Here is a 13,442-nt window from a genome sequence, read left to right as displayed (position 1 = left end):
ATTGCAAAGAAGGACCAACTACTGCATTTTCCCTTCCAGTCTTACGACCCTGTGATCCGCTTTTTCGAAGAAGCAGCTGCAGATGAGCAGGTTGAGGAGATCTGGGCTTCGCTCTATCGTGTTGCAAGCAAATCTGCGATAACGCAGGCGCTGATTGCTGCCCGGAAAGCCGGCAAGAAAGTAACGGTTTTTGTGGAGGTGAAAGCACGGTTCGACGAGGCGTCTAATTTATATTGGGCTTCTCAAATGGAAGAGGCCGGCGTGAAGGTGCTATACAGCATGCCCGGACTCAAAGTGCATGCAAAAATTGCCATGGTTGTGCGCAGAGAAGGGGAGAACCGTGTAAGGTATTGTTATCTCGGTACGGGTAATTTCAACGAGAAAACAGCGCGTGTTTATGTAGATGAGGCAATTTTAACAGCTGACAAACGCCTCACTGCTGAGATCAACAAAGTCTTTCAATTTCTAAACGGCAAACGGAAGAACCCGAAGTTCGAGCACCTGCTGGTTGCGCCATTTAACATGCGCAAACAATTTAATGCGCTGATCGAACAGGAAATTGCGGAGGCAAAAGCGGGGCGGAAGGCTGAGATGACCTTGAAGATGAACAGCCTCGAAGACGAGAAAATTATCGCCCGGTTATACAAAGCAAGCCAGGCCGGCGTGAACATCAGGATCGTTGTGCGGGGTATTTGTCGCCTTGTACCGGGCATACCGGGGCAGAGTGAAAATATCCAGGTTACGAGCATTGTGGATCGTTTCCTCGAACACGCGCGGGTATACCTGTTTCACAATGCCGGTAAACCGGTCATGTATCTTGCTTCAGCAGACTGGATGAAGCGCAACCTGAGCCGGCGCATTGAGGTGGCATTCCCGATTTACAACCGCACCCTGTTCCGCGAAATGAAACGCATGCTCGACATACAGCTTCGAGACAACACGAAGGCGCGGGTTATCGATGCCCAGCACAGCAACGCGTACGTGAAATCACGCCGCAAAAAAACGCGTGCGCAATATGCTTCGTACGAATTGCTTGGCGGCCAGGTTTAACGTCGTTGGTTACCCACTAAATTGCTCCCATGGTCCAGTAATGGCGAGTGTAAGGCCGTCTCCCTGGATGTTTACAAACAAGGTTGTGCCATCGGGCGAAAACGTGGAGCCGGCAAATTCTGATTCGCTGATCATGTTGGTGCCAAATCGGATAACTTCGCCGGCAGGGGTAACGCGGAGCAGATTTTGTTTGCCATCTCCATCTTCACAGACAAACAGGTCACCCCAGGGGGCAATCGTCAGGTTGTCCGCGTTTTCTACAATTTCTCTGTCATTCGGCTCAACAAACAGTTCCAGGTAACCTGGGTTATCATTTTCCTGTGGTGTGCCTTCTGCAGCACTCGGTACGTATTTCCAGATCTGTCCTTTCTTTGCAATACCACCGTTGGTGCAAGCAAAGAAAATGGTGTTGTCGCCATACCACATCCCTTCACCACGTGCAAAACGCGCCGCACCTGTGGCATATCCGCGGTAGCGTAGATCATCGTCTGGTGCCTCGACATTGTCGAGGTCTACCCAGCGCACTGGCAGTTGCTCGCCAAGTCGCACGGTTGCGTCTGACTCCCAGTTGCGGGTATCCATGCTATCCTGTCCGATAACGGCAAGGGCCTGAAGTTTGCCACCTTCCGCGAGCTGCCCGGGGACGTCGGGAATGAACCGGTAAATTAAACCATCATGTCGGTCTTCAGTCTGATAGACAATGCCTGATTCCGGTTCGACAGCCACTGCCTCGTGGTTGAATCTGCCCATCGCTTTCAAAGGGACGGGCGCTGCAATGGCAGGCTCAAGTGTAGCCGGTACTTCAAAGTTGTAGCCGTGGTCTTTTTCTGTGTTTTTGCCGGCCCGCTCTGTGCTTTCTTCACAGGTGATCCAACTGCTCCAGGGCGTAGGGCCGCCAGCACAATTACGAATGGTGCCGGCAAGGCTCAGAAATTCCCGAACCACTTCCTGCTTTTTTGTATCATAGACAATGGTCGACGTCCCACCAAGTGAGGGGGTTTTGCCAAAGCCTGCGTCGTACAACAGCGTTGGGTCGATGTTAGCAAAAAGCGCATTTTCTGGCCCATAAGCGCCGGCGCCTGTTTGTAGTCCCACTTCATGGTTGCGCACGATGATGGTCAAGTCGTCAGGTCCATCAAACGTAGCCATGCCATCAGGAGCATAAGGCACCCGGAACCCATCAATCATTTGATTGCCGGCTTTTGAAATAACTTTGTAGGAAAAACCGTCTGGCAGGCTCAGTACCTTCAGCGGATCAGCTACAAGGGGTGGGGTTGCAATGGATTGTAAAGCTGGGTTTGCACAACCCATAAAAGAATGGAGACCTGCAAAACCCAGTGAAACGGCGGTAGCTTGTTTGAAAAATTTACGGCGGCTGGCCATCGGCTTTTTGTCGTTTTGTTCGAGGATGGGCAAAGGTACGCAATGCAGCGCTTATTCACATACCTAATCAAAGGTAGATTAATGAAATATCTTGTGTGTTATTTTGGTGTAATGCTTTTAGTATTGCTGAGTTCAATACCCGGTAACGCATACGCCCAGGAAGCATCGCAAGTGACGCCGCTCTGGCGCGCGCATGCGCACAATGATTACGAACAGGAGCGCCCATTGTTGGAGGCTCTTTCGCGTGGAATAGGGAGCATCGAAGTAGATATCCACCTGGTTGACGGTGCGCTGCTTGTGGCGCACGACCTTGAGGATGTTGATTCTGAGCTAACGTTAGAGCACATGTATCTCGATCCGTTAAAGGAACAGATCCAGGTAAACGGCGGCAGTGTATATGGTCTGCCCCATTCTATTGTGTTGTTGATTGATGTGAAATCGGAAGCCGTTTCGACCTACAAAGTTTTGCGCGAAGTGCTGGCCGGGTACCCCAACATGTTTACAGAATTCAACGATGGTGTAGCGATTCCTGGGCCAGTGACCGCCATTATCTCTGGCAACAGAGATAGAGAAACGATGTTAGAGGAAACGGTCCGTTTTGCAGCATATGACGGCCGGCTGGAAGACCTTGGCCTGAATCCGCCCCTGCCAACTGCGTTCATGCCGCTGGTTAGCAGTAACTGGATGCAGGTAGCCAGGTGGTTTGGAAATGGCGAAATGCCGGCAGAAGCCCGCGAAAAATTGGCTGAAATTGTCGCGCAAGCCCACAGTGAGGGCCGTAAAATTCGATTCTGGGCTACGTCTGATAACCCGGCTGTGTGGCAGGTATTATACGATGCCGGGGTAGATTTCCTGAATGCTGATGATTTGGCGCGCGTGCAGGAGTTTTTACTAGAGAAACAGGATTCAAATGAGCCGTATCCACACGCGCTGCCTTCGGTGGAGCTGCCGGCTGAACTAGACCGCGTGCTCCGTGATTACGAAACGCACTGGCAAAACCGCGACGCGGAGGCGCTTGCGGCGCTGTTTACTGAAGATGGCTTCATTTTACGCCCGGGCCGTCCGGCTGTCCGTGGGCGCGTTGCCATTGCTGAAGCGTACCGGAATTCCGGCGGTCCATTGTTGTTACGCGCGAAAGATTTTGCGGTGGAAGATGCCGTGGCTTATATCATTGGGGGATATCGTGCGATAGCAGACGGTCCGGATGCCGGCAAATTTATTCTAGCCCTTAAGAGGGGAGATGACGGTCGGTGGCATATCCACGCCGATATGGACAACGGCAATCAATAGGGCGAAACGCTGGCCGCGCGATCCTTTAAACGTCATGCCCATCTTGATTCTGTCTCTATACCGCGATATGCATATCGCTCGATGGGCCTCTATAAAAAGGGCGACTATGCTCGTTCTACCCTCCAAGTTATGCCAGACTTGATCCGGTATCCAGAGAACGGTTGGGTGTAATAAACCCATTGAATCGTGTTGGAATCCTGAATCGAGTTCAGGATACGAGAAAATCTTTTTTTCTACAGGTTCTGAGTTGACCTGTATGGATCCTGAATCGAGTTCAGGATACGAGAAAATCTTGTTTAAAGATTTTCTCTAATACAAAAACCCAAATTTCAGGTCGAAAATCTCATCTTCTTCAGAGAAGCCCATGGTGGCATTGAGTACAAAGGCATCAAAGAGGCTTATCCAAATTCCGCCGCCGTAGCCCTGGTGCCAGACGCGGCCCGTTACCGTATCTGCTTCCGTCCAAACGCGTCCGTTATCATAGAAACCGAGCAACCCAAATTCGCCGGTGGCGACGTAGGAATTGACGTTGAACAGCTTGGCACGAACCTCAGCGTTGGTGTAAACACTTGTGCGGCCGGCAAACCGGTTACTACGCCAGCCGCGTACCGTTCGGCGACCACCAATGGTGTTGGCCGCATAAAACGGAAAGTCGCCTATGTTGTGGGCGCCCCCAAAGCGCAATGCCAGAGTAACTTGAGGAGAAGTTGAAGGTGATATATAGAAGGAAAGGGCAGACTGCAAGGTTGAATACACTTCATCCGAGTTCGACAGGCCTATGTTAACCTCTGCATCGTTTGCCCAGAGGAAGCCTTGTTTCGGGTTTGCCGGATGGTCGGTGAAATCGAGCGTTGCTGCACTGGATAGACCGAAGAACACCTGATCCCTGAAGCTTCCCGCGTCGATGCCGGCCTGACTGATGAACGTGTCGCTTTCATTGCGCACATCTACATAGCGCACAAAACTGCCTAGCTCAATTGATGTGCCGGCGTAGTCTGTCAGTTCAAGAGATGGTGCAAAGAGGGCAGTTGCCAGTTGCGCCCGGAAAAACTCTGCATCCTGGTCTTTTACGGTCTCGTTGCCAAGGCCAAAGAAGTTTCGGAAGTTGTTGGGAGAGCGGTAGTTGGCGTCAATTCCCAGGTCCCATTGGCCGAGCGTGTTGACAAATTGTCCTTCGTAAACCAGGTTAAAGGCCTGTGTGAGCGCGGCAAAGTTACCCACGATGCGTTGGGAACGGTCAAACGGTTTTTTGCGAAAACCATGTTTGACAAACTTCATCCCGCCTCCGACAAAGATTCCATCATCCTGGTTACGCCCGAAAAACACCTGGGGGAGCTTGGCGTCGTGCAGGTAGTCTTTCTGATCGTAGGCATTTATACCCGGGTCGTTGGAGAATACCACCTTGGTGTTTGGGCCGGCTGTGGCTTCGTTGCTGGTGCGCGTATCATAGAAAATGGCGCGGTTGCCGCCGGCAAGGATTTCAGAGTGGTCAGTAAACACATCATCCCCAACGCCGCCAATGGCGCGTACAAGAATGCCGGTGTTTACGCGGCCACCCAGTTCGAAATGGTCGTTACCACCAAGACCAAAAAGGCGCAATTCTCTTGTCTCATCAGCATAAAACGTCCGACGTATAAGCTCCTGGCGATTTTCTCCCTTTTTGCTGGTTTTGTAAACAATTAACTCAGTTTCTTCTTCACTGATACGATTAACTTCAAACCGCTCGTGTTTATTGGAGCCGACGATGTCGACGTAGCGCGCCAGAATCTCGTAGTATTCTTCGGCAACGAGATGCAATTTGTCGCGCCGGACCTTGAGGGTTGCTGCAATTTCATCGCCGTGGTATTCTACAACAGACGCCGGCCAGTCCTGTACGGCAGCATCAATCACCTCGTCCGTGAGGCTTGCCTGTAATTCGGCAGCTTTTTCGATCCATGTATCGCGCGAGATGGTGGCCGTGAGCCGGCGGTCTTGCCAGTGCCCGTTTTTAGACAGCCCTTTCAGGTTGCCAAAGTCTTCGTCAAACTCCTGGAATTTGGGGTCAAACGAAATACGCACCAGCGCAGGCATTACGCCGTCGAACTTGTTGAATGCCCAGTCCCGGTCGCGCGGTACGGGGCGATACATCTTGCCTTTGCCGTCATCATCGTCAAACTCGGCCCATCGCCACTGTAGCTTGTGCCGGTCCCAGTCACTGAGCAGCATGTCGAACAGCCGGACCTTTGCAAATGCAGGGGCATCCAGGCGATTGTCATTATCATCCTCAATTTCCTGGTAAAATTTGGTCGCACTGATGACGTCTTCTGAGTTGCCAAACTGTTGCATGTTCGACATGTCGTCGCTGGGACGAATCTCAAACATCATGAGTTGCTTACCAAATTTCTCACGGTACACACCGAGACGCGGGTCGTCGGGTACGTAGACGAGTTGCGGGGTAGTATGGTAAACGCCGGCTGCACTGGCGAGCTTGGGTATGATAAAGGCGCCATAGGGATGGATGGAGGCTATCTGGTCTTGTACGATGGCAGCCACAAATGATTGGCGTAATTCTTCCGGGACAGAAACCGAAGGGTCTTTGTCGATTGATCGAATAACGTATTCAAAGCCATCTTCGCCGGCAAGCCGCAAGGAGAACGTTTGCATCCCGCCACCCCGTTTGACAGGCGTAAGGCCGCCGGCAACTTTACCCATATCGAGATAAGGGACCTCAACGGGGAGGGCCCAGATATCTCTGTTGTGTTTGCCAAGCAAGAATTCGTAGAGGCCGTTTGCCTTGTAGTTCGGGTTGGCAGCTATGACGTACGTGCTGTCTGAATAGTCTGGATACACCATGTCAGGGTTATCCGGGACTTCAGCGTCAACTGCATCGCGCGCCGGTCCCTTGATTTCTTTGCGGAATACCACTTCGCCTTCGCCGGCTTCATCAGCGGCCCACATGGTCATCCATATCGAGCCATCTTTATAATAATTGAGTGTGGAGAAGCCCTGCGTTTCGTACGTGAAACTTGCTGCTCCGCCGCGGGCAACATAAGATGTGCGAGAGCCACCACCGCTGACGATGTAATCGTGGTGTAGATCCTTGAAATATTGCAGGTTATGATCGTGGCCAGAGGCGTAGATGATTGATTCATGCTCTCCAAAAACCCTGAGGAGCGAACTGGTAAGCGCACGATAGGTAGGGTGCGCTATGTCCTGCCTAAATCCGATATAACGGACAAAAATGGGCACTAACGAGCCTAAAATTGGTAAGGGGACGTAGGCTTTGGGGGCGAGCTCTGTGAGCGGGAAAATGTGTGTGCGTAACGGGAATCTGCCCGCGTGTTCACTGTTGGAATAGATGGGGTGGTGTCCAATGACAAGCAGATCTTCTTTGTCATATTCTTTGACAACTTCATTGAGGGCTACGAGGAAATCGCCTTTTTCCTCGATGTCAAAGTTGTCGTATTCACCTTGGCCTTTTTCGTGGGGGGTGATCCACCATTCTGTGTCGATAACAACAAGCCGGGCGCGGTCCGTTAATTTTATTACTTCAGGGCCAGGGAAACCATTATCGGGCCTAAAAACGTTTTTTCCGCCCAGATATGCTTCTACATAGGCTTCCTGCCGGGCAAGGGCTTCGAGGCCGCCAGGTTCTGAGTGGTTCCAATCGTGGTTGCCGGGTGCAAATACAACGCGCCCGCCAAAGTCTTCGACGGCCCTTAGTTGGGCGAGGAGTCGGTGCTCGGCAAATGCGCGGTTTTCTGCGGCTGAATCCGGCAGGCCGCAGCAATAAATGTTATCACCAAGAAAAACGACGGCGGCATCTTCACCAGCAGCATCCAGTTGGTTTTTTAGCAAGGTGAGGCCAGGGGTTGTCCCGCCTTCGGGGGCACCACCTGCATCGCCAATGAGGAACACGCGATAGTCCAGTTCTGAGGCTGGCGGGGCATCCTTGGATTGCCAGTCTCGGTATCGCTCAGCAACGTAGGGCTTGGAGGTCGCACAGCCAGCCAACAAAAGGACGAGGACTAGAAAGTAGCGGGTGTCTATCATGTAAGAAGACGGGTGCCGTCTTTAAAAGGAATGTGGTCGTGTGGTGTCGGAAACAAGGTAGGAGAGCTGCCGGGGTATGGCGTTCGGCAGGTACCCTGTTTTATCTTTACTTGTAGTTAAAGCGCATCAGGGTTGCCGCCCCGTTGCCGCCTTCATTGGCAATAAATAAATCACCATTGGGCAAAAATGCCAACCCTTCCGGTTGGCGGAAATCATCTTCCGGTAACAACCAGACATCTTCAAGCGTTCCATCCATGTTGTAGGCAAGGATAACTTTGCGTACGGAGGAGATAATGAACAGCTGTCCGGTTATCGGGTGGATGGCAAGGCCGGCCGGCTTGAAACCGCTGAGGTTTGTCAGGGGGGCTGCCAGGTTGCGGACAATGCTGTTCAGTTTGTTCTTCTCAGTAAGGGCTTCAACCGCTTTGAGGTCAATGACTAGCACGGGGTCTTTGCTCATCTTTTTTGTTGAGAGATCAAAACTATAGACTGCCCGCGCGTTTTTCAGACCGGCGCCCGGTTGTTCTTTGCAAACAATCAGTAGCCTGTTGTTCATTGCATCGTACGTGAGGCCTTCCGTATCGTTTTTCGAACCCAGGTGCGTTTCAAACTTCTCGGTATCGGGGTCTTTGGTGTCCCAATCGGATATCTCATAAAGATCACCATCGCTTCGGAGCGCATAAAGGAGATCGCCGGCCAGTTCAATGCCTTCAAAGTCGCCGTCTTTAGCAAATCGTCGGTCCGTGCTGATTTCGCCGTTCCTGGCATTGATGATATAGAGTTTTCCCTTTTCATCCTGGACGGCTGCCAGGCGTTGTTCATCCAGCAAGGTGAGTCCGGAAATTTCTTTGAGCGATTTGTCCAGTTTCATCAATGCATCGGGCGCATCGAAGGAATAGCTGTTTGGAAAAGGGTGCGCATTAGCAGGCGTATGGTCAGCGGTAGGTGTCGGTATTAGGGAATCTTGCGATGAGGTGTTTTGTGCAGCCATAGTTGGTGCGGTAGGAACAGGGCCAAGGGTGTCTGCTGATTCAGATATATTGGATTCAGTGGCTTGCGGTTCGGGCGTTTGTGGCTGTGCTGCCGGTGAACAACAAGCCAGGCTGAGCGCAAGGGCCAAGTATTTGAGCAGGGGGTATGGGTAGAATACCAGCATGTGTAGGCCGTCCAATAGAAAGAAATTGGTGAATTTGAGTATAAAACCGGTATAGGCTTTTCTGCAAATTCTGTCAATTGGGGTGCGTATAATACCAGATTTTGATCAGATAGTTTTAACCAGAGTTGGAACAGAGGGGCCTAGATGGTAATTTAGCCCTTACCAAGTAAGGGCAATTGTTTGTGCGGTTGCCCTTGTTTAGTCACAACGGACCACAGTCATTTATGTCAGAAGAAGTAAAAGCCGACGAGGCAGATGCGTCTGCGTTGTCACCTGCGTCCTCCGAATCAGGCGAATCATCTGCTGTTTATGAAACGGCAGTAGGAGAGGCTAGTGCGGGTAAAAAGAAGAAAAAGAAGAAAAAGAAAAAGGACGACAATAAATCCGGGTTGGGGACTTCACGGGGAATTGAAACGATGTTCAGAACATCGTACCGGACTAACATGGACTTGAGTGCGCTCGCTGATGCCAAGGCCAACATTATGATCAGTATCAATGGGATTATTATTTCCATTATTCTGGCTTCCATTTCTCCGAAGATAGATACCAATCCGTGGTTGTTGATTCCGACAGCTGTATTGCTCCTTACCTGTCTTGGCTCTATGGCGCTGGCTGTTTTGGCTGCCCGGCCAAGGGTTTCGAGTCAAGTGCTAAACCTGGAAGACGTTCGGAATAACAACAAGAATCTGTTGTTTTTTGGCAACTTTGTGAGCCTGCCGGAAGAGGATTTTGTGATCGGGATGAAAGAATTGCTTCAAAATACCGATAGCCTCTATGTAAACATGATTCGCGACATTTACGGGCTCGGAACGGTACTTAAGAAGAAGTTTAGCTTGCTCCGTCGGTCGTATAATGTATTTATGTTTGGCCTGATTATCGGTGTGTTGCTGTTTATAGGCGTCTATGCGTGGGTAGTATTTTCACAGTCGGGTCTTAGTGGCGCAGTGCCTCCGTGATAACGCGGGCACGTTGCGTCATTTCAGTTTTTCCATTTGATCACCAATGTGGGTAAGAATGAGCCGGCATCGGGCCGGCTCTGTGTATTCCGGATTCAAACTATGATCGTTAAGTTCTGGGGCGTACGCGGCTCCTATCCCATATCAGACGCAAGGGCACTGAAGTATGGAGGGAATACCTCCTGTGTCAGCGTGCAAATTGATAACAAGCTGCTTGTTATTGATGCGGGAAGTGGCGTGCGAATCCTGGGGGATGCATTGGGGGATGAAGTAACGGACATTTATTTTATTCTGACCCACTTGCATCGAGATCACCTGGATGGTTTTCCTTTTTTTGGACCGCTGTACAAACCTGGCCGGCGCGTCCACCTGATCGATTATCGACGAGGCAAAAAAACCTGGTCTTTGATCTCTATGCTTGATGGCATCCATTATCCCATGCGCCCGTCAGCAGTAGTGGCTGAGTACGAGCAAATCAAGCGGCGCCCGATGAAATATCTTCGCAGCGAAGGATTTGGTATTTCCCGGCTCAAGTTAAATCACCCAGGTGGTGCCTATGGCTACCGGGTGGAGCACGAAGGGAAAGTGATGGTGCATATACCGGACAATGAGCTTGCACCTAAAAATCCAGTCACTTCTTTTGAGCAGTTTGTCACCTTCTGTACAGGTGCTGATCTCTTATCTCACGATGCGATGTATGTGGCCAAAGACATGCCTGAGAAGCGTGGGTGGGGCCATAGCACGGTACTACAGGCGTGCAAACTTGCGCGCGAATCGTCAGTCGGTCACTTGGCCTTGTTCCACCACGCACCAGAGCGAATGGATGATGCCATTGATGCAATTCAGGACGAGGCACAGGATGTTTTGAAAGATGCCGGCGTTAATTGCACTGCTGCGTATGAAGGGCTGACATTCAGGCTATAGTCTGTTTTGAAACAGAATGTGGTTTACTGGTTTTTCCAATTCTTGAGCAGGTCGCGCGCGTAGTCCTGATTTCGCCTGTCTTGTGTGGTCTCCGGAGTAAGAGATACGAGTGTTTCGAAATGCCGTCGCGCTTCCTCATTTTCCGACAACATCAAAAAGGTTTTCCCCAACTCAAAATGCAAGAAGGGGAAATTTGGCCGGAGTTTGAGTGCTGTGCGGAGTAAATCGAGCGCCTGTTCGAAGGAGGTTTTAGGGAGCCGGCCAAAGAAGACTTTTGCGAGGGTTTTCTCAATCCAGCTCAGGTTGGCAAGCTCGCGGTAGTAAATACCCAGTGATACGTAAGGATAGGCCAGCAATGAATCAATCGAAATAGCTTCCTGGCTGTGCTCTGCTACCATTCTGCCAAGAATAATTTTCTCTCGCCCGTTTTTAAAAAGTGCCAGGTTACCGAGGGTTGCTGCCAGGAGGAAATGTGATTGGGCGCTGTCGGGAAAATGCGCAACGAGGTGACGGGCATGGACAATGGACGCCTGGAATTCCTCGTATGCTGCTTCCATGTTGTTTTGCGCAACGAGGTCGAGGCCATAGTCATAACTGGTTCTAGAGAGCTTGATCCGGGTATCAAAATGCATGGAATCAAGCACAATTGCAGCCTGGTAATGTTCTAGTGCAGCACGGTTGTCAAATTGGGCATATACAGAATCTCCCTTGACAACCAGATCGCGTACCGACAAGGCTTGATCCTGCGCATGAACGGGCAGGCAAATCAGACAAAGCAGTAGTCCGGAAATCCGGATACCCCAGACGATCATATTCAGTCTTCCAGTTTGAGGGTTTTTATGCGAAGTTCTGCAGCTTCAAGCGCAGTAAGACAGTCTTTGGCAATCGTTACACCTTCTTCGTAAGAAGCCAGTGCCTTGTCGAGGGGCGGCATGTCGGTCTCCAGCTTTTCGACGATAGATTCGAGGGCGCGTAACTGGTCTTCAAAAGTTGGTTTGTCTTCAGACATAACGTGTATGGGGTTTGATAGCGTTGGCGTCATTTTTTGAACGCCGCAGATCATTTTTGTTCAGCTACAGGAGGTTTGTAGAAATAAAAGAGAACTTATTACATCCCGTTGAAAATGCCCGCCATTTTTAATGATTAGCGCTATATTACCGCGGATGAGGCGGGCGATTTGCGTTGAGATGACGCAGCCGGCCGGCCACTCTATACATTGCGCTACAATAAAACAGAAATACAATGGATTTAGGATTGCGTGGAAAGGTGGCCCTCGTGGTAGGAGGGAGCCGTGGCATCGGAAAAGCAATAGCACATTCACTGGCTGCTGAAGGGGCACGCCTGGTTTTGTGCGCACGTGGTGCAGAAGCCCTCGAGGCAACAGCTGAAGCATTGCGAGGAGATGGCGCGGAGGTGCATACTGTTGCGCTGGATGTAACGAGTGAGACGGCGGGCACTACGCTGGTTGAGGAAGCCATGAAAGTCTATGGCCGGGTAGACATTCTCGTTGGCAACGCCGGTGGCAACCGTCGCAAACCGCTTGAAGAAACAACTGATCAGGATTGGGATGATATCCTGAACCTGAACTTGCTGGGGCATGTGCGTTGCAGTCGTGCAGCCATCCCCGCAATGAAAGCAGCGGGCGGTGGGTCCATCGTATTTATTTCCTCGATTTTTGGACGCGAAGCTGGCGGTGCAGGGCTATCCATTTACAACACAACCAAGTCTGCCTTGATCAGTATGGCCAAAATCCTGGCACTTGAAGTTGCCGGTGATGGCATCCGCGTTAACACGATTGCACCAGGCTCCATTAGATTTCCCGGAGGAAGCTGGGACAGGCGCTGTAATGAAGACCCCGAAGGCATGGCTAAGTTTATCGCACAGAACCTGCCGCTGGGTCGTTTTGGCAAGGCGGAAGAAGTAGCAGATACCGTTGCATTCCTATGCTCTGAGCGCGCCAGCTTGATTACCGGCGCGTGTATTACGGTTGATGGCAGTCAATCGCGGTCGCTGATTTAATCTTAGGGCACACCCGGCGATTTTTTGTAGCCATTCAGGGAAGGACACCCCCCGCCTGTCTGCGACAGGCACCCGCTCAAGTGTGGAATGGGTTGTACTTTGTTCAGGATTGCAGGCTGGTGAGCATTGCTTTTAGTTTTCGCATACTACATTATTTACAAACCTATGGTGCGCCCATTGAGCATTGCGCTCTTGAGCGGGGTGTGTCTGCATACGTAGTTTAACGACTACTCTTGGATTTTCGATTTACTTGCTGAACGAAAGATGGAATCTCCCTCCCTTAAACGCCGACGCCGCATTCAGCCTGAAATGATTGTTGCTGCAGCAGCGGTCTTTGTAGGCATTTGCGCCTTAGGGGTATCGTTGTACCAGGCCTCGATCATGCGGGCACAACAAGAAGAGTTGTCTATTCAGCGTCGCGCGGAAGCCTGGCCGCATCTTGAGTTTGGAAAGGGATATAATACACGTGGGTTTCAGTTTGTGCTGGTTAATCAGGGCATTGGACCGGCAAAAATAGAAAGCATCCAGCTTACACTTGATGGCAAGCCGTATACTTCATGGGTTACTTTGTTTTCTGAAATACTTCCTGATTCAAGTTTTTCAGGTTTGCAGTCTCACATGGGCGGGCGTGT

Annotated in this window: 11 protein-coding genes; 6 read left to right on the top strand and 5 right to left on the bottom strand. The window is 51.0% G+C overall.

The window, feature by feature from the left end:
• Positions 1-1,050, top strand: coding sequence for a polyphosphate kinase 1 (ppk1, locus tag AAF564_08060; protein ID MEM8485490.1), 1,050 nt, complete (start codon positions 1-3; stop codon positions 1,048-1,050).
• Positions 1,051-1,059: 9 nt separating this feature from the next.
• On the opposite strand, the gene AAF564_08055 is transcribed toward ppk1, so the two are convergent.
• Positions 1,060-2,466, bottom strand: a complete 1,407-nt coding sequence (locus tag AAF564_08055) for an alkaline phosphatase PhoX (GenBank protein MEM8485489.1) — start codon at positions 2,464-2,466, stop codon at positions 1,060-1,062.
• A gap of 48 nt (positions 2,467-2,514) precedes the next feature.
• On the opposite strand from AAF564_08055, the gene AAF564_08050 reads away from it, so the two are divergent.
• Positions 2,515-3,723, top strand: a complete 1,209-nt coding sequence (locus AAF564_08050; protein MEM8485488.1) for a DUF4440 domain-containing protein — start codon at positions 2,515-2,517, stop codon at positions 3,721-3,723.
• Positions 3,724-4,032: 309 nt separating this feature from the next.
• On the opposite strand, the gene AAF564_08045 is transcribed toward AAF564_08050, so the two are convergent.
• Positions 4,033-7,755, bottom strand: a complete 3,723-nt coding sequence (locus AAF564_08045) for a BamA/TamA family outer membrane protein (protein ID MEM8485487.1) — start codon at positions 7,753-7,755, stop codon at positions 4,033-4,035.
• A 106-nt stretch (positions 7,756-7,861) separates the two neighbouring features.
• Entirely contained in the window at positions 7,862-8,746 is an 885-nt protein-coding gene (locus tag AAF564_08040) for an SdiA-regulated domain-containing protein (protein MEM8485486.1), read from the bottom strand.
• A gap of 389 nt (positions 8,747-9,135) precedes the next feature.
• Here AAF564_08040 and AAF564_08035 point away from each other — a divergent pair, with 389 nt between their 5' ends.
• Positions 9,136-9,867, top strand: a complete 732-nt coding sequence (locus AAF564_08035; protein MEM8485485.1) for a Pycsar system effector family protein — start codon at positions 9,136-9,138, stop codon at positions 9,865-9,867.
• 102 nt (positions 9,868-9,969) lie between these two features.
• Positions 9,970-10,791: an MBL fold metallo-hydrolase gene (locus AAF564_08030; GenBank protein MEM8485484.1), complete on the top strand. Its 822-nt coding sequence runs from the start codon at positions 9,970-9,972 to the stop codon at positions 10,789-10,791.
• 23 nt (positions 10,792-10,814) lie between these two features.
• Here AAF564_08030 and AAF564_08025 read toward each other — a convergent pair whose 3' ends face one another.
• Together AAF564_08025 and xseB are read right to left on the bottom strand one after the other, a co-directional pair.
• On the bottom strand, positions 10,815-11,603 hold the full coding sequence (locus tag AAF564_08025) for a hypothetical protein (protein MEM8485483.1): 789 nt from the start codon (positions 11,601-11,603) through the stop codon (positions 10,815-10,817).
• 2 nt (positions 11,604-11,605) lie between these two features.
• Positions 11,606-11,800 carry an exodeoxyribonuclease VII small subunit gene (gene xseB, locus AAF564_08020; protein MEM8485482.1) on the bottom strand — a complete coding sequence of 65 codons (195 nt, stop codon included), beginning with the start codon at positions 11,798-11,800 and terminating at the stop codon, positions 11,606-11,608.
• A gap of 233 nt (positions 11,801-12,033) precedes the next feature.
• Between xseB and AAF564_08015 the strand changes: the two genes are divergently transcribed.
• Both AAF564_08015 and AAF564_08010 read left to right on the top strand, forming a co-directional pair.
• Positions 12,034-12,810, top strand: coding sequence for an SDR family NAD(P)-dependent oxidoreductase (locus AAF564_08015; protein MEM8485481.1), 777 nt, complete (start codon positions 12,034-12,036; stop codon positions 12,808-12,810).
• A 264-nt stretch (positions 12,811-13,074) separates the two neighbouring features.
• A partial coding sequence (locus tag AAF564_08010; GenBank protein ID MEM8485480.1) for a hypothetical protein occupies positions 13,075-13,442 on the top strand: 368 nt, incomplete at its 3' end.

The organism is Bacteroidota bacterium, from assembly GCA_039111535.1.
Taxonomy (GTDB): domain Bacteria; phylum Bacteroidota; class Rhodothermia; order Rhodothermales; family JAHQVL01; genus JBCCIM01.
The sequence above is the reverse complement of the archived record's forward strand: the minus strand, read 5'-3'. Positions and strand labels throughout refer to the sequence as shown.

Bases quoted from the DNA above. Each gene is read 5' to 3' on its own strand.
- AAF564_08015 (MEM8485481.1), top strand. From the start codon at position 12,034: ATGGATTTAGGATTGCGTGGAAAGGTGGCCCTCGTGGTAGGAGGGAGC.
- AAF564_08030 (MEM8485484.1), top strand. From the start codon at position 9,970: ATGATCGTTAAGTTCTGGGGCGTACGCGGCTCCTATCCCATATCAGAC.
- AAF564_08040 (MEM8485486.1), bottom strand. From the start codon at position 8,746: ATGGCTGCACAAAACACCTCATCGCAAGATTCCCTAATACCGACACCT.
- xseB (MEM8485482.1), bottom strand. From the start codon at position 11,800: ATGTCTGAAGACAAACCAACTTTTGAAGACCAGTTACGCGCCCTCGAA.
- AAF564_08035 (MEM8485485.1), top strand. From the start codon at position 9,136: ATGTCAGAAGAAGTAAAAGCCGACGAGGCAGATGCGTCTGCGTTGTCA.
- AAF564_08025 (MEM8485483.1), bottom strand. From the start codon at position 11,603: ATGATCGTCTGGGGTATCCGGATTTCCGGACTACTGCTTTGTCTGATT.
- AAF564_08050 (MEM8485488.1), top strand. From the start codon at position 2,515: ATGAAATATCTTGTGTGTTATTTTGGTGTAATGCTTTTAGTATTGCTG.
- AAF564_08045 (MEM8485487.1), bottom strand. From the start codon at position 7,755: ATGATAGACACCCGCTACTTTCTAGTCCTCGTCCTTTTGTTGGCTGGC.